This window comes from Rubrilithobacter danxiaensis (assembly GCF_047272945.1).
Classification (GTDB): domain Bacteria; phylum Bacteroidota; class Bacteroidia; order Sphingobacteriales; family Sphingobacteriaceae; genus Rubrolithibacter; species Rubrolithibacter danxiaensis.
This window is the reverse complement of record NZ_JBKOPS010000003.1, coordinates 159751-176983: the sequence shown is the minus strand read 5'-3', so window position 1 is coordinate 176983 and position 17233 is coordinate 159751. Positions and strand designations below refer to the sequence as shown.

At 38.8% G+C, this 17233-nt stretch carries 11 protein-coding genes and 1 other RNA gene; 7 read left to right on the top strand and 5 right to left on the bottom strand.

Annotated features, from left to right (window positions below; all coding sequences use genetic code 11):
- Positions 1-86 precede the first annotated feature (86 nt).
- Positions 87-2393: a glycoside hydrolase family 20 protein gene (locus ACLCDL_RS04825; protein ID WP_423147142.1), complete on the top strand. Its 2307-nt coding sequence runs from the start codon at positions 87-89 to the stop codon at positions 2391-2393.
- 42 nt (positions 2394-2435) lie between these two features.
- On the opposite strand, the gene ACLCDL_RS04820 is transcribed toward ACLCDL_RS04825, so the two are convergent.
- Positions 2436-3287 carry a universal stress protein gene (locus ACLCDL_RS04820; protein ID WP_423147141.1) on the bottom strand — a complete coding sequence of 284 codons (852 nt, stop codon included), beginning with the start codon at positions 3285-3287 and terminating at the stop codon, positions 2436-2438.
- A 280-nt stretch (positions 3288-3567) separates the two neighbouring features.
- On the opposite strand from ACLCDL_RS04820, the gene sufB reads away from it, so the two are divergent.
- From sufB to ACLCDL_RS04790, 6 genes are all read left to right on the top strand, one after another.
- A complete protein-coding gene (sufB, locus tag ACLCDL_RS04815; protein WP_423147140.1) occupies positions 3568-5010 on the top strand; it encodes a Fe-S cluster assembly protein SufB in 1443 nt (480 codons plus the stop codon).
- A gap of 25 nt (positions 5011-5035) precedes the next feature.
- A complete protein-coding gene (sufC, locus tag ACLCDL_RS04810) occupies positions 5036-5791 on the top strand; it encodes a Fe-S cluster assembly ATPase SufC (RefSeq protein ID WP_423147139.1) in 756 nt (251 codons plus the stop codon).
- A gap of 69 nt (positions 5792-5860) precedes the next feature.
- A complete protein-coding gene (gene sufD, locus ACLCDL_RS04805; protein ID WP_423147138.1) occupies positions 5861-7183 on the top strand; it encodes a Fe-S cluster assembly protein SufD in 1323 nt (440 codons plus the stop codon).
- Positions 7184-7208: 25 nt separating this feature from the next.
- A complete protein-coding gene (locus ACLCDL_RS04800; protein WP_423147137.1) occupies positions 7209-8462 on the top strand; it encodes an aminotransferase class V-fold PLP-dependent enzyme in 1254 nt (417 codons plus the stop codon).
- A 10-nt stretch (positions 8463-8472) separates the two neighbouring features.
- Positions 8473-8904 (top strand): SufE family protein, encoded by a 432-nt coding sequence (locus ACLCDL_RS04795; RefSeq protein ID WP_423147136.1) that lies wholly within the window; start codon positions 8473-8475, stop codon positions 8902-8904.
- Complete coding sequence (locus ACLCDL_RS04790; RefSeq protein ID WP_423147135.1) at positions 8901-9221, top strand: metal-sulfur cluster assembly factor; 321 nt, start codon at positions 8901-8903, stop codon at positions 9219-9221. Before ACLCDL_RS04795 ends, ACLCDL_RS04790 begins: the two co-directional genes overlap by 4 nt.
- Positions 9222-9320: 99 nt before the next feature.
- Here ACLCDL_RS04790 and ACLCDL_RS04785 read toward each other — a convergent pair whose 3' ends face one another.
- The 4 genes from ACLCDL_RS04785 to ssrA form a co-directional block, all read right to left on the bottom strand.
- Positions 9321-14513, bottom strand: coding sequence for a PAS domain S-box protein (locus ACLCDL_RS04785; RefSeq protein WP_423147134.1), 5193 nt, complete (start codon positions 14511-14513; stop codon positions 9321-9323).
- 5 nt (positions 14514-14518) lie between these two features.
- Positions 14519-16045 (bottom strand): GAF domain-containing protein, encoded by a 1527-nt coding sequence (locus ACLCDL_RS04780; protein ID WP_423147133.1) that lies wholly within the window; start codon positions 16043-16045, stop codon positions 14519-14521.
- On the bottom strand, positions 16023-16601 hold the full coding sequence (locus ACLCDL_RS04775; RefSeq protein WP_423147132.1) for a biliverdin-producing heme oxygenase: 579 nt from the start codon (positions 16599-16601) through the stop codon (positions 16023-16025). The genes ACLCDL_RS04780 and ACLCDL_RS04775 overlap by 23 nt, the downstream gene beginning before the upstream one ends.
- A gap of 261 nt (positions 16602-16862) precedes the next feature.
- Positions 16863-17229: a transfer-messenger RNA gene (gene ssrA, locus ACLCDL_RS04770) on the bottom strand.
- Positions 17230-17233 lie beyond the last annotated feature (4 nt).

The window sequence follows — 17233 nt, the reverse complement described above, 5'->3', positions numbered from 1 at the left end:
TCTAACAGTTTAACAACTTAATCTAATAATTAACTAACTCTAACAATTAACCAGTTTAACCACCTGACAATCTCATACTATATCCAATGCGAAAAAAACAAGTATTATTTTTATTTATTCTGCTTTACCCGGTTCTTCTTTTTGCTCAATCAACAGTTAGTATCATTCCTAAACCGGTTCAGCTTAGATTAGGGAATGGTTACTTTACAATAGACAACCATACTACAATCCGTTTCAAGCGCTCAGAAAAGGAACTGAAGTCTGCTGCTGATTTTTTTGCTTCTTATATTAAAAACATATCCGGATACGAGCTTCCCTTGCATAAACAGAAAGAGAAATCAATTCAATTAATCATTGAGAAAATCAGTAATATAGGTGATGAAGGCTATCAGCTTTACGTTACCGCATCAGGTATTATTATTAAGGCAAATACAAAAGCAGGTATTGTTTACGGAATGCAGTCACTATTCCAGACACTGCCTCAAATTCATTCCAATGCAGCTTTACAGGTTCCGTGCATGGACATTACCGATTATCCAAGATTTAAATGGCGTGGAATGCATTTAGATGTGAGTCGCCACTTCTTCTCGCCTGAAATGGTGAAGGAGTACATAAACCTGTTGGCAAGTTATAAAATGAATACCTTTCACTGGCATTTAGTTGATGACCAGGGATGGCGCATTGAAATAAAGAAATATCCGGAACTCACAAAAACGGGAGCATGGAGGGTAAACCAAACGGATAAGGTATGGAGTGACAGGCCTCAGGCTAAACCAGAAGAAATCGCCGATTACGGTGGTTTTTATACACAGGAACAGATAAAAGAAATCATTGAATATGCAGCTCAACGAAATGTAACAATAGTTCCGGAAATTGAAATGCCGGGGCACGTAGCGTCAGCAATTTCAGCATATCCGTTTCTTAGCTGTGCACAAAAGCCTCAATTACCTTTAACAGGAGGTGATTACACCGGCATGAGTTCCAATTACTGCCCGGGCAATGAAGAGGTATTTGCATTTGTTCAAAACGTGCTTAGTGAAGTAATTGCTTTATTCCCTTCTAAATATATCCATATAGGTGGTGATGAGGTAGATAAAACATCGTGGAAAAACTGCCCTCGTTGTCAGGCCAGAATAAAGGCAGAAGGGTTAAAGGATGAGAATGAGTTGCAAAGTTATTTTATTAAAAGAATAGAGAAATACCTTATCAGTAAGGATAGAAAAATGATTGGCTGGGATGAGATACTGGAAGGTGGCCTTGCGCCGGAAGCTACGGTAATGAGTTGGCGGGGAGAAAGCGGAGGTATTGAAGCTGCAAAAATGAAACACGAAGTAATTATGACACCCGGATATCCTGTTTATTTTGACCATTACCAGGCCGGCCCGGAGGGTGAGCCATTTGCAATAGGAGGCTTTAATACTTTGAAAAAGGTGTATGATTACGAGCCCGTGCCAAAAGAATTGAACAATGGAGAAGAAAAATATGTGCTGGGTGCCCAGGCAAATGTATGGACTGAATACATAACAACCCCCGAGCATTTAGAATATATGGTTCTGCCCCGTATGCTGGCGCTTGCAGAAGTAGTATGGGCCCCGAAAGAAAACAAAGACTGGGTGGGATTTAATAAAAGGCTTCAATATCACTTTGCTGGTTTTGAGCAAAAGGGATTACGTTATAGCCCCGGTAATTTTAAGGTTGATATAACTCCTAAATCCCAAAACGGAAAATTAAATGTTACGCTTTCTACTGAATCAATAGACGGAACTATTTACTATACGCTCGATGGTACAGAACCTTCCATTAACAGTAAGCGATATGCAGGCCCGGTTAGCATAGATTCATCCGTGCTATTAAAAGCCGTTACTGTTCTAAATGGTAAAGTAATGGGGGCGAAACCGGCAGAACAGAGTTTTGTAATGCACCAGGCTATTGGCCGGAATGTAACATACAGAGATTCGGTAAGTACATATTATAGGGCAGATGGCCCTAATTCTTTAACAGATGGTGTGAGGGGAACAACAGCAGTAGGTAAATACTGGCACGGATGGTTTGCAAAAGACCTGGTAGCTACAGTTGATTTAGGTGAGGAAAAAACTATTCACAGTATGACCATAGGTTGTCTTCAAAATTATCGGGACTGGATTTTTCTTCCTCAGTATGTGAAGTTTGAGTTATCTGTTGATGGTAAAAATTACAAAGAAGTAAAAACCAGTACAAACACTATTTCTCCGGATGAAAAAAATGCACTTAAGCATGACTTTAGAGCGGAATTTTCCGGTCAAAAAGCAAAGTTTATCAGGATAACGGCTAAAAATCTAGGCCAATGTCCCAAAGGGCATAGTGGAGAAGGTCAGCCAGCCTGGTTATTTGCTGATGAAATTATTGTAGAATAAATTCACGCAGGCACAACGATGTTGCAGCTTTAAGAGTAGCTTTTATTTCAGTATCAGCACTGGTTTTTGGGAAGCCATAGACAAGCCGGCTGTAATACTTTTATGTGTTAAGGAATTAAAAAAGCTGTGTTCTTTAGGTAAGGCAATAATTAGTTGTGCCTGCTGTTCTGTAGTAAAATCTAGAATTCCTTTAATAATATCTTTATTTTCGCTGAAATAGGTTTGGTAACGGAAATCTTTCAGTTTTTGGTTTAGGAGGTTTAACTCATGTTGTAATTTTTCATCCGGATGTAAGTGTTTGCCGGTAGGATCTACATTCAGTACCAAAAAATCCGCAGGTATATTTTTGAAAATTCGAAGTAATCTTTCTTCAGAAAGATATTGGCTCGTTTTTTTAAGGTCACATGCTATAACAGCCTTTTTCACTGCTTCAAAACGGTATGCCGGTGGAATTATCAAAACGGGAATCGGGCTTGATTTGGCAATATTGATTACATTACTGCCTATATAACTTTCCTGTCCGGTTTTTACTTTGTCATCGCTTCCTATCAATATCAGGTCAGCCCTTTCCTGGTGAACTGTTTCATAAATACTTCTTATTAACTGTAGTTCACTTACTCTTATTTCAATAACAGTATCCGTGTCTGCAATTCGCTGCAATTCAGAAGCCAGCATTTTTAGTTTATTACGTTGATCTTCAATTTCCTCGTCAATCTCATCCTGGCTTAATTGAACAAAGTCGGCTGTGCAAAGCAATTGCTCGTAAACAGAAATATGATAGGATTTTAGCAGAACGATCCGGCCGATTTTAATTTCCCTGCTCAGTTCCGCAGCGTACTTTGCAGCGTTAAAAGAACTGTCAGAAAAATCAGTAGGTATTAATACGGTTTCCATCCTTTAGATATAATTTACGGTATAAAATTAGCTGTAAATAAGGGCTCTTAATTTAATAAACACATGCAGAAATAAAAGTGTTCAGGTTTTTATCTTACCTTCCAGAAAAGCCCTGTTTTTACATAAATTTGTTACTTAAAACTTGTAAAAACCAATCTTTACACTACTCTTGCAAAACTTTTCGTTTAAAGAATAAGGATTGCCGATATTTATACAATCTGTTTCAGGAGCTTTAAAAAGTCACTTTTCCTGGTAAGAATTTTAGAAAAAGGAGCATATAATGAGTAAAGACCAAAACTTACTGGAAACATTAGCTACTAATGAGTATGAGTATGGTTTCACTACCGATATAGAAATGGAAATGGCCCCCAAAGGGCTCAATGAAGATACCATCCGGTTTATTTCAAGTAAGAAAAATGAACCGGAGTGGCTTCTTGAGTGGCGGCTAAAGGCATTCAGGTATTTTCTGCAGATGGATTTACCTCAATGGCAGAATTTTAAAATGCCCGATATTGATTTTCAGGATATTTCCTATTACGCCGCACCTAAAAAGAAAGTATTAAACAGCCTGGATGAAGTGGATCCGGAACTGCTTGATACATTCAACAAATTGGGAATTCCGCTGGAGGAACAAAAAATTCTCTCGGGAGTTGCGGTAGATGCTGTTTTTGACAGCGTTTCTGTGGCTACCACTTTTAAAGAGAAGCTTGCAGAAGTTGGAATAATCTTTGGTTCTTTCGGTGAAGCTGTTCAAAATCATCCGGATCTGGTAAGAAAGTACCTGGGTTCGGTTGTGCCTTCGAGCGATAATGTTTTTGCAGCCTTAAATGCCGCTGTTTTTTCCGATGGATCGTTTGCCTACATTCCGCCAGGTGTAAAATGTCCTATGGAACTTTCTACTTACTTTCGTATCAATGCTAAAAACAGCGGCCAATTTGAGCGTACTTTGATTGTTGCGGATAAGGGAAGTTATGTAAGCTACCTGGAAGGCTGTACCGCTCCCATGCGAGACGAAAATCAGTTGCACGCAGCAGTAGTAGAGCTTGTGGCCCTGGATGATGCGGAAATAAAATATTCGACTGTTCAGAACTGGTACCCCGGTGATAAGGAAGGCAAAGGCGGAGTTTATAATTTTGTAACCAAACGCGGAATCTGTAAAGGAGATAATTCTAAAATTTCCTGGACACAAGTAGAAACAGGGTCAGCAATTACCTGGAAATATCCGAGTGTAATACTTAAAGGTGATAATTCCACCGGCGAGTTTTATTCCGTTGCATTAACCCGCAATAAACAACTTGCAGACACCGGTACTAAAATGCACCATATCGGTAAGAATACCAAAAGCAGGATTATTTCAAAAGGTATTTCGGCCGGGCAAAGTCAGAACAGCTACCGCGGTTTGGTTGAGATCCACGGAAATGCGGCTAATTCTCGCAATTTTACCCAGTGTGATTCACTCCTTATCGGCGACAAATGCGGCGCTCATACATTTCCTTATATTGAAGGGAAAAACAGCACTTCAATTATTGAACACGAAGCAACTACTTCAAAAATAGCCGAAGACCAGATCTTTTACCTGAATCAACGGGGGATAGATTCTGAAAAAGCAGTTGCCTTAATTGTAAACGGTTATGCACGGGAAGTTTTAAATAAACTTCCGATGGAGTTTGCAGTTGAAGCACAAAAATTGCTGGCAATTTCATTGGATGGCAGCGTAGGCTAATTTTAACAACAAGAAAGAAATACACATGCTGAATATACATAATCTTCAAACTGCTATAGAGGGCAAAGAGATACTGAAGGGGATTAACCTGGAAATAAAGGCTGGCGAGATACATGCTATTATGGGACCAAATGGTTCTGGAAAAAGTACATTGGCATCGGTTCTGGCCGGAAACGAAGCGTACGAAGTTACAGGCGGAAAAGTTGAATTTGATGGAAAAGACCTGCTTGAAATGTCGCCCGAAGATCGTGCAAGGGAAGGCCTTTTTCTTGCTTTTCAATATCCGGTAGAAATTCCGGGAGTTTCAAATATTACTTTTTTAAAAACAGCGCTCGAAGAGATCCATGCTTACCGCGGCCTGCCTCCTTTGTCTTCTAAAGACTTTTTGAAGTTGCTGAAGGAAAAGCAGGCGCTGGTAGAATTAAACGCGTCGCTTGTAAACCGCTCTGTGAACGAGGGTTTTTCTGGCGGCGAAAAGAAACGAAATGAAATTTTGCAGCTCGCTATGCTTGAACCTAAGTTAGCGATCCTGGATGAAACCGATTCCGGCCTGGATATTGATGCGCTAAGGATAGTGGCGTCAGGTGTAAACAAGCTCCGGTCGGAAAATAACGCGTTTCTTGTTATCACGCACTATCAACGATTGCTGGATTATATCGTGCCGGATTTTGTTCATATTCTGTACAATGGACGGATTATAAAATCAGGAACTAAAGAGCTTGCTTTAGAGCTTGAAGAAAAAGGCTATGACTGGCTGAAAGAAGAGCTTAGCGGCGTGTAAAGGGGGTGAAAATAAAAAATAAAAGTCAGGATTTGATTTCAAGTGTTGACTTTTTAATGGATTAATTGAATGCGAAAAGGAATTTTTAATAATTTTTATCAATACCTGTCAGAAAACTTTGAGAAGGAACACTTACCTGAAAGGCAGTTTGAATCAGCAGAATTACTCAGCAAAAGAGTTTCCGCTTTTCAGCAATTCAGTTTAAACGGATTTCCTTCAATAAATACCGAGGACTGGAAATTTACAAACCTGAACAGGCTTTTAAAAGAAGATTTTAAGTTTCAGGCTGGCGATAAAATTTTTGAGAAATGTACAACTGCGATAACAGGTCTAGATGCCTGCAAGGTTGTATTTATCAATGGAAAACTTGCTCCCGAACTTTCCGATACCTTACCTGAAGGTGTTACTTTTCTGGATGGCGGCGCTGCCTTATCCAAACCTCAATATACAGAGAAGATCGGCACGATTGCTTTTGACGAAGAAAATTCGATGCTGGCATTGAACACTGCGTTTTTTAAAGAGTTCAGCGTGCTTCACGTTGCTGCAAAAAAGCTTATTGAAAAGCCCATACATATCTCCCATATTTTTACAGGAAACAGTTCAGCAGCTTTTATTCCTTACCGCATGCTGGTTTTAGCAGAAGAATTGAGTGAGGCGACACTGATAGAAACATTCCGTTCTTCTACCACTGAGCCGGTGTTTATCAGTTATGTAAATGAGCAGAAACTGAACCAATCCGCCGTATTGCATTCTCATACCATCAACTCGCTGGGCGAGAATATGTATTTGGTTCATCATCGTGAAGTGCAGCAATGCAGAAACAGTATTTTTAATAACACCAATATTTCACTGGGTAAAGCTTCGCTGGTTAGAAACGATTTGAATTTCAGGCTTAAAGAAACAGGTACGGAAACCAATTTGCTCGGAACCTACATCACGTCCGATCGACAGCACGTAGATAATCACACTCTGGTAGACCATCAGTCACCTAACTGCAACAGTTCAGAGCTCTATAAGGGAATCATGATGGACAGGTCGCACGCGGTATTTAACGGAAAAATATTTGTTCGTCCTGATGCCCAGAAAACAAATGCGTTTCAGCAAAATAATAATGTATTGTTAAGTGACCAGGCTACGATTGATAGTAAACCGCAGCTCGAAATATTTGCCGACGATGTGAAATGTTCGCACGGTTCTACTGTGGGGCAAATGAATGAAGAAGCACTTTTCTATCTTAAAACTCGCGGAATTGGTGAAGAAACTGCAAAACGGATATTGGTAGAAGCCTTTGTATCTGATGTTCATTCAAAGATCACTATCCCTGCCTTAAAGGAATACGTGCTTGATTTATTAAAGCTGAAACTGCAGAACGAAAGCTTAATAACTGCTTAGTAAGGCTGTTAAGAAAGAAGGATTGATGGAAATTAAAACAGAAAGCATACAAAAATACCTCGAATACCAGGGAGAGCCGGTAAATGCACAATTTCCTGCCCTCCACCAAACTGTATTTGGAAAACCGCTTATCTATTTTGACAACGCTGCTACAACACAGAAGCCCTGGGCTGTTATTAACGCCATAAGCGATTATTATACAAGTATTAACAGCAATATCCATCGTGGTGTGCATTATCTTAGTCAGAAAGCAACAGATGCATATGAAATAAGCCGTAATACAATTGCTGAATTTATAAATGCCCGAAGTTCCAGAGAAGTTATTTTTACCAAAGGGACAACAGACGGCATTAACTTAATAGCAGATACTTATGGAAGATATGCTGTTAATAAAGGAGATTCTGTAATTATCTCGGCCCTCGAACATCATTCTAATATTGTTCCCTGGCAGATGCTGTGTGAAAAGAGAGGAGCAGTTCTTAAGGTCATCCCGATAGATGAAAATGGCGGACTTATTATGGATGAGTACCGGAATTTGCTGGATGAAACAGTAAAAATAGTTGCTGTCAGTTATGTGTCCAATACGTTGGGAACTATCAACCCGGTAAAGGAAATTATTGAACTTGCGCATCAGAATGGTACACCTGTTTTAATTGACGCAGCCCAGGCAATTCAGCATATTCCCATAGATGTTCAGCAGCTTGACTGCGATTTTATTGCATTCTCCGGCCACAAAATGTACGGCCCTACAGGTATTGGTGTACTGTATGGTAAGGAAGAATGGCTGGATAAGCTGCCTCCGTACCAGGGTGGGGGAGACATGATAAAAACCGTTACTTTCCCTAAAACAGAATATAACGAGCTGCCATTTAAATTTGAAGCGGGTACGCCTCATATAGAAGGTGCCATTAACCTGAAAGCGGCTGTCGATTTTATTAAAGAAATTGGTATTAAAGAAATTGCAGAGTTTGAAACGGGTTTGCTGCAGTATGCAACATCGGCGGTAGCAGACTTGCCGAACGTTAGCATTATAGGCAGGACAAAAGAGAAAACCGGTTCTTTGTCGCTTTCTGTTACCGGTGCACATCCGTATGATGTAGGCGTTTTGCTCGATAAAATGGGAATAGCTGTACGTACTGGCCATCATTGTACACAACCGGTTATGGACTTCTTCTGCATTCCCGGAACTGTGAGGGCATCTTTTGCACTTTACAATACAACAGACGAAATTGACCGTTTTGTTGAAAGCCTTAAAAAGGTTATTAACATGCTGGTATAAAAAGAAAAGAATGACCATTAATGAGAAACAGGACGAATTAATCGGGGAATTTGAATTCCTTACCGACTGGATGGATAAGTACGAATACATCATCCAGGAGGCGAAGGAACTTCCTGTAATAGATCCTGCTTACAAACAGGATCAGTACCTGATTAAAGGCTGCCAGTCTAAAGTATGGCTATATCCTGAGTATAAAGATGGAAAGCTCTATTTTACGGCTGATAGTGATGCCATTATCTCAAAGGGGCTGGTGAGCCTGATAGTGCGGGTTTTGTCAGGATATACTCCAAGGGAAATCCGCGAAGCTGAACTTTACTTTATTGACCGCATAGGACTAAAGGAACATCTTTCGCCCACCCGTTCCAACGGATTACTGTCAATGGTAAAGCAGATAAAATTATACGCAGTTGCACTCGACTCCGTTAAAAAATCACAGGTATGATTATTAATGATCCGGTAGGAATAAAAGACCAGGTAATTGAAAAACTGAAAGAGGTTTTCGATCCCGAAATACCTGTAGATATTTATGAGCTCGGCCTGGTATACGAGCTGATAACCAATACAAATGGCATTGTAAAAGTTATTATGACCCTGACCGCTCCGGCATGTCCGGCTGCAGATATAATCCTCAGAGATGTGCAGGAAAAGCTTTCACAAATAGAAGGAGTTAAAGAAGCCCGGGTAGAAATCACTTTTGATCCCCCCTGGGATCGGGAAATGATGAGTGAAGAAGCGAAACTGGAACTCGGGTTTATGTAAAAGATCTCCGAAACCAGCGGAATTACCTGAGATTAAATAAGACCGCCGAATTAAATACATCTGCAACTTCTACGCTGGCTCAATCTACTACACGTATTTTTAGTTAAGAGGGAGTGTAAACCAAAATTCTGAACCATTACCATCCTTGCTGACTACACCTACTTCTCCTCCGTGCCTTCTGATAATTTCGGCAGAGATGTATAATCCCAACCCAAGGCCCGAGAATTTTTGGGAAGACTCCTGTACACGAAAGAAACGGTCAAAGACATAATTTACTTTATCTTCAGGTATTCCAATTCCAAAATCTTTTACCTCAACCCGTACATGGTCTGCTCCTGGTTTTATGGTTAAAATTACTTTATCACTTTGTGGAGAATACTTGATAGCATTAGAGAGGAAATTAATTATTACTTGCTCAATACGATGTTTGTCTGCAAAAATAACAGTGTCGGTTTTCCCTTTTATTTCTATACGATGCGAATCCTCGGTTATCTGTATTTGGTCAGCACAATCTTGTATAGCCTGTCCAATTGTAAAGCTTGTCTTATTTAGTAGCATTTTTCCTGCCTGTATTTTAGTAACATTAAGCAGGTCGTTTACAAGGTCGCTGAGTTTGTTTATCTGGCGTGTAGCTCTTTCCAGAAATGGTTGAACAGGTTTTATTTCCTCGTTTTGATCAGCAATTCGTTCCACAAACTGTAAGGATGCCTTCATACTGGTTATAGGCGTTTTCAATTCATGGCTGGCAATGCTCATAAATTCATCTTTCTTCTGCATTAAAAGCTTCAGGGTTTGTTGAGCCATTTCCTGATCATGAATGTCAGTCAAACTACCTATATATCCTTCAAAATAATCATTAATTACAGGATTACTTTGTCCTAATACCCAGCGGTATTCGCCGTCTTTTCTTTTTAACCTGAATTTAGACTGGTAACTTTCCCGTTTATGGAAGCAATCCATAAATTTAGTATATTCCCGTTCCTTGTCTTCAGGATGAAATGCTTTGTTCCAGCCCAATTTCATACTATTCTCAAAAGAAAGTCCGGTAAAGGTTATCCAGGGGATGTTTACATAATTACATTGCCCGTTTTCATCCACTTTCCATATCATGAAAGGAGTTTTGTCTGCCAGTTGCCGGAAATAAATCTCACTCGATTTTATTTCCTCTGTAAGGGTTTTTTGCTCATGAATGTCGGTACTCGAACCTATCCATATCGTAATATTTCCAGCAGAGTCGTGTTGGGCAATACTTCGGGTTAAATGCCATCGGTATTCTCCCTCTGCATTTAACAGGCGTCGCTCTATTTCAAAATCATGTCCTGATACAATTGCTTTTGACCATTCTGTGATATAACGTTCCCAATCCTCAGGATGCACAATGTCTTTCCAGCCTTTGGTGCGGAATTCCTCCAAACTCTTACCTGTATAATCCAGCATTACTTTATTGAAATAATCAATATTGCCATCTGGTAATGCTGTCCAGATTTTTTGAGGAACAGCGTCTGCAAGGAAACGTAATTTATCCTCATTCTTTTTAACGGCACTTTGCAACTCTTTTTCTTTTGCTTCTGCTTCCTTTTTCTCAGTAAGGTCAATTACATAGGTTACAGCATCAATCGCGTCATCTTCTTCTATAGCGGCCGAACCAACAAGGGCAGGCACTCTGCTGCCGTCTTTTCTGTAATATTCATTCTCAAAAGCGGGGCATAAACCTTCATGTTTTAACTGGTCAATTGCCTTGTTGTTTAATTTGGCGTATTCGGGAGGAGTAAGGTTATCCCATCGTAATTTGCCTTCTTCAATATCCTTCCTGCTAAAGCCAAGCATATTTAATACATAATCATTGGCACTGATAATTTCGCCTTTGTAATTGGAGAAAAACATCCCGATCATGTTTGATTCAAAGATCCTTCTAAATTTTCCTTCAGAAGCAAGCGCTTTTCTTTCCGCTTCTCGAAGTTTGGTTACATCCAGCTTAGAACCCAACATCCGGTAAGGGGTATTAAATTCATCATGTAAAACATAGCCACGGTCAAAAATATAGGCATAAGAACCGTCAGCCTTCATAAACCGATATTCCTCAAACCAGATCTTTTTACCGGAATTTATCACTTCGTAAACATTACTTTCTACTCTCTGGCGGTCAGCAGGATGAATATGTTCTAACCAGAATACACCCGATTGACTGGCTTCAACCTGCTCGTAGCCAAACTGAGCATAAAAACTTTCATTCCACCAGATGTGATTATTAACTAGATTCCAATCCCAAATTGCATCATTGGTGGCTTTAGCTACCAGCCGGAAACGTTCTTCACTCTCAGATAATTCTTTGGTGCGTTTGTTTACTGTATCTTCGAGTTGTGAATTAAGGCTCTTTAGATTCTCCCGTGCAACAATAAGTTCATTGTAATTCTTTTTGAGCTTAATGTCTGAAGCTTTTTTATCAGTTATATTAGTAAATGTTATTACAAGTCCATCGAGCATTTTTACTGCAACAACATGGTACCACTCATCCTTTTCCTCCTGCTTATTATGAAATTCGGCCTGTAGTGGTTTTCCTGTTTTAACTACCTGGCTGTACTTTTCTAAAAAGCCATCTTTTAAAAGAACAGGCGCATTTTTGCGCAGCGACTTAACATTAGGGCCAGTTAATTGTAAAGATGCATAGTTGGCGGTTATGCACTCAAAATCAATAATTTGATTCTCTGGGTTTCTTATCGCTTTTAGGGCCATAATGGCACTTAAGCTGGAGTTAAAAACACCTTTTATAATGTTATTTAAATGGGTAATGGCAGAGATGTCAACGAAAGTAATAACGACACCGTCGTATTGTTTATCCTGCCTTATATAAGGATAAAGCCGAACCAAACTGTTATGGCCATTTGCCAGAACAACTTCTTGCTCAATAATCTGACCGTGTTCTTTTACATATTTTACATCTGATAGCAGATTGTCATATTTGAAGTTTGTTGAGATATGATTCAGAGGCCTTCCAATGTCTGTTTCTATTAGGTTAATGAGGCTGGTGGCTGCCGGATTAAATTTCCGGATATTCAGGTCGGAATCTAGAAATATCTGCCCTATATTGGTGCTGCTAAAATAATTGTTTAAGTCGTCATTTAATTCTACCAGCTCTTTGATTTTGATTTGATGCTCCGTATTCAGGGTGTGGAGTTCCTCGTTTAAAGATTGAAGTTCTTCATTGCTTGATTGTAACTCTTCATTGGCTGATAATAATTCTTCGTTGCTTGATTGCAGTTCCTCATTTGTTGTTTCCATCCCTTCTACAGCCATCTGCAGATTTGTCCTGGTTTCACTTAGTTCAGCTTCCAATTCAAGTACATATTCATTCGGTTCAGCTGCTGAATAAGCTGTAAATGCAGGCTCTGGAGAAACTTCTTTCTGTATATTTTCTCCAATAACAATCAGAGTATTTGCAGCTCCGATACCAATATTTGCCGGTTTAACCAAAATATTAACAAAGACATCCCTGTCGTTTTCTTTATATCTTACACTTTTTAGTAATACTTTTTTTAAATCTTTTGATGATTTTCTTACTGCCGTGTTTATCGCTACAGATAGTTCTTTCGGAACCATTTTTAACAGATTAAGGGCAAGCTGTTTTTCGGGAAGAGACAAGTATTTTCTGTAATTTCCTATCGTTTCTTTTATTGCATAGTTGTGGTCAATATAAAATCCTACATAGCCCAGGTCTTCACAAATCAATTCACTGAAATCTAAGAGAATATCTCTCTGAGTATCTCCTCTTTTTCGGATACCCGGAACGGTTCTTTCGCGGGGTTTTACAGAATCATCAATTCCAAAAAGGTTCGTGGTGTTAATTTTCACGTTTCCGTTTTTTTTATAAATCTTCCATTTCGAGTCTACTTCTTTTAAACCATCTTTTATCGAAGATGCCGTTTCGCTGGAACCCAAAAACAGGTATCCCGAGGAATTTAATGAAAAGTGAAGCTTCGTCTGGACTTTCTGCTGCAGAACAGGATCCATGTAAATGAGCATATTCCTACAGGATATCAAGTCATTATTAATAAAAGTAGGATCCTTAATAATATTATGCTTCGCAAATACTATCTGTTTTCTTATTCGTGGAACTACGGAATAAGATTTAGCCGTTTGAATAAAGTATTTTTTTAAAACCGTAGGTTCAATATCTTTTGAAATCGAAAGCGGGTAAGCATTTTTAGATGCAAAATGGACACTGCTCTCATTAATATCAGTAGCAAAAATTTTTACATCCAGGTTTCGCTTCTTTTTCTGCAAATACTGGTCAATTGAAATCGCTATAGAATAAGCTTCTTCACCTGTACTGCAAGCTGTAACCCATACTTTTAGTACATCTCCATCCTGTTTTGAATCTACTATTGCTGGTATAATATAAGCGTCTAAAAGCTGAAAAGCAGGCTTATCCCTGAAAAACTTAGTTACCCCGATCAGGAATTCCTTACCTAGCTGTCTGGCTTCTTCCGGATGTTTGTCAAGATGAGCCAGATAATCTTCAAGCTTATCAAAATCGGCTTGTAACATCCTTTTGCTTAATCGGCGAGTAATAGTGGGAGCCTTATAGTTATTAAAATCATAACCTGTATGATTAAGAACATGCTCCAGGATTTTTTCCAGCAGGTTGTCATCAACTTTGCCTTTATTAAGCACTCTTGCTGGATTTTCCTGGATAAAATTATAAATCTCTTCAGGCATCATTTCTGGAGGAAGAATAAAATCCGCGTGACCGGAGTTTATCGCACTATGTGGCATCCCATCAAATTTAGCAGTCAGAGGATCTTGTACGATCACCATCCCTCCGCATTCTTTTATGGCAGCGATACCACGTGTTCCGTCTGTTCCTGTACCAGAAAGAATAGCTGCAATAGCCTTTCCTTTTCGCTCTTCAGCAAGTGTATATAAAAAGGTATCTATTGCTGTGTTGGGGCCTTTTCCAACTGACTTTTCTGCAAGAACTAATTTCCCGTTCCTGATCGTCATCAGTTTGTTATTGGGGATTACATATACGCATTTTTTTTGCACTGGCATGTTGTTTTGTGCCTCAAAAACCTGCATATGAGTATGTTTGGAAATCAACTCGACCAGTAAACTTTTATAGTCGGGAGAGAGGTGCTGTATAATAATGAAAGACAGCTGGGTGCTTTCCGGTACATTATCAAAAAAATCATGAATAGCCTCAAGTCCACCTGCAGATGCGCCGATAGCGACGATGTAATGTTCGGACTTTTTAAGCATATTATTTTTCTGCGTATTTACAGCACTCGTCTCCATGTTAATCAATTCGCCAGATATCTTGTTGAAAACTCATAAATAAAGCTTCTAAGCCTTTCTGCAATATCAAGTTCCTCCCTCGTCCATGAAACTGAGGTTTTTTGTACAACTTGTTTCCAGATATTGAATGAGTTTCGAGGATGGTAATTCTTTTTATCGCTATCAAAATTAATAGCTTCATTCGGATTACCGCCCCAGCTTACCGTTTGTATCACTTCTGGCCGGAAAAGAACAATATAATAACCTTTTTGTGTGTTTATAGGAATTGCTAAAATGCTACTGGCAATTTTATAGTAATTATCCGCGTCATCATAAACCTTCGGCAATTTCGACTCGTTATATACGGTATCAGTGTTTCTGGTTTGAAGCCATAGTAATAAATTTTCAATTTCTTCAACAGATGGAGTACTCCCTATTGTAGTAATATTATCCATAAAGTTTATTGCTGCACCTGTGGATTCAATAAGGTCCATTATATTCACTTGTTCGTCAAATAATCCCTCGACCAGATTCTTTTTTGAATAGACCTGCTCAATTATTCTGGCCTGTTTTTCCTGCAGGCTCCGTGAACGTTCAGCGTGTTCTTTATGAATAATAGAAGATATTTTAGCGGATATAAAATTTGAAAGCAGTTCAAAAGCAGAACACATTTCATAGCTTAAATGCTTCTCCTGCCGGTGGTGGCATGATATCAGTCCCCATAATAGCTCATTAATCAGTACCCGCGTAGACATAGAAGCCATTACATTCATATTGCCGAGATATTCCAGATGCACTGCAGCTACACTTCTTAAATTACAGTCAGAAAGATCAATAAATGCATGAGTAAGCGGGTTAATTACCGGGTATAACCTTACAGGAGTATATTCCCTGTTGGGTATAAGTCTGTATGGATTTGTAAGATATAATTGCCTAGCCTGTTTTGGAATGTCAGAGGCAGGAAATTTAAGTCCATAATACGCATCCATTCCTTCTTCCATTGCTTCGGCAATTACGGTACCATTCCACTCCTCATCAAAGGTGTACATCATTACTTTATCAAATCCTGAAAGTTTTTTTAACTCCCGGATGGCGATACTACAAGCCTCCCGTACGGTTGTGGCAAGGTCAATTTCTGCCATTATGTATTTTAGTCGCTGAAATACGTCAATAAAAGAGTTCTTTTCGTTCGGATAGACCTCCTCCAATTCGATAATTATATAATCTGCTTTAGCATGAAGCAAAGCGAGAAATTCTTTTTTTTCAGTAGATTCAGAAAAAGAAAAAGTTAGTGGAATTTTATCTTTTATATCATTCTGAAATTTTTCGGTAATGCTGTGGATTTCAGAAGGGTGCAGATATTCATTTAAAAAGGTATTAACAACCTGATTTGCCGGTTTTGCCAATAGCTGAACAATATTTTCACTTGCCTGAATAATTTTAAGATCTTTTTTATCGATAACTATCAGGTATCCGTAGGGTTGAATCATATTTACCTGATGCAGGGGGAGGCTGCCGCAGAATTCCGAGTCATAATTTTTTTCTTGAGTCATTCTTTTCTATCCAGTTTTCAAATTTGATAAATGTATCTTTTGCTGATATTAATACCTCTTTACGTTGAGGTTCAGTTAAATCAAGGTTGTTTAAAACAGACTTGAATATGTTCCACATGCTCATTGTATCATTTCCATAACTCTTGAAAAATGTAAGAGAATTACTAATACCTATAGTACTTTCAATCATCTTTGCAATTGTTTTACCTCCTAGAGTAGATCCTTCAAGAACATATAACGCCCCCAATGCCTGAAAGCTATTATCAATCTGAGGAAGTTCTTCATTTATAGCTGCATCATTTGAAATATCAATGTTCAGGGTTTTAAGATCGTATAGAATAGCTGCTGATTTTCGCCTTAATAAATAATCAGGTAAAATTTCTTTATCTAAATATTCATCAATCTTTTTTTCCAGAGGACCGAAATAACCATAAAAGATTTGCAGAATGTTTGAATAATCTTTAGCAGAACGAATTAATTTTATTTTTGAAATAAGTTTTTTTTCAAGATTTAAATGTACTTCTGTGGTAAATTGTTTTAATAATGAAGAAACCATTTATATCAATATTAGCTTTGGCTTTAGGAAGATCAAATATAAAAGGACTAATATAAATTGAACCATTTATATATAAATATTGACAGCATAATTGTAAAGGATTATTTACTCGGATATTCCCAATTGTTAAGTTGAGAAATTATGATTGTATGCAGCTGAAGTTTTTAAATAATTATCGGAACTGCAAGTATCGATTTGTTTTTTAAAAAGATGTATGAAAAAGCCATCCAATAATATTATGATGGCTTTTTCATATTTGCTTGGTGGAGTCGGAGGGATTCGAACCCTCGTCCAAACATGGGATGAATTACGCTTTCTACATGCTTAGCAACTATTTAATTGTCGGGAAGGGGAAGGCCAGTTGCTTGCCTGTACCGTCTTCCGTAGGTGCTTGTTCTCGCCCGGTTATCGCACCTTAACCAGGCCAGTTCTGTAAATCGATGCCCCGTATGCCAAGCTAACAGAACAACTGCTTAGCGGGACAAAAGCTTACTTAATTCTAAATTAAGCAGCTAAGGCGTAGTTATTTTCGCCAATTATAGTTTGAGAGTTGAGATTAAAGCGCTTTACTCACAATGCGCTGCATGCTTACATAGTCATCTCCATCCTGTCAATTCCGGTCGACCCCTATG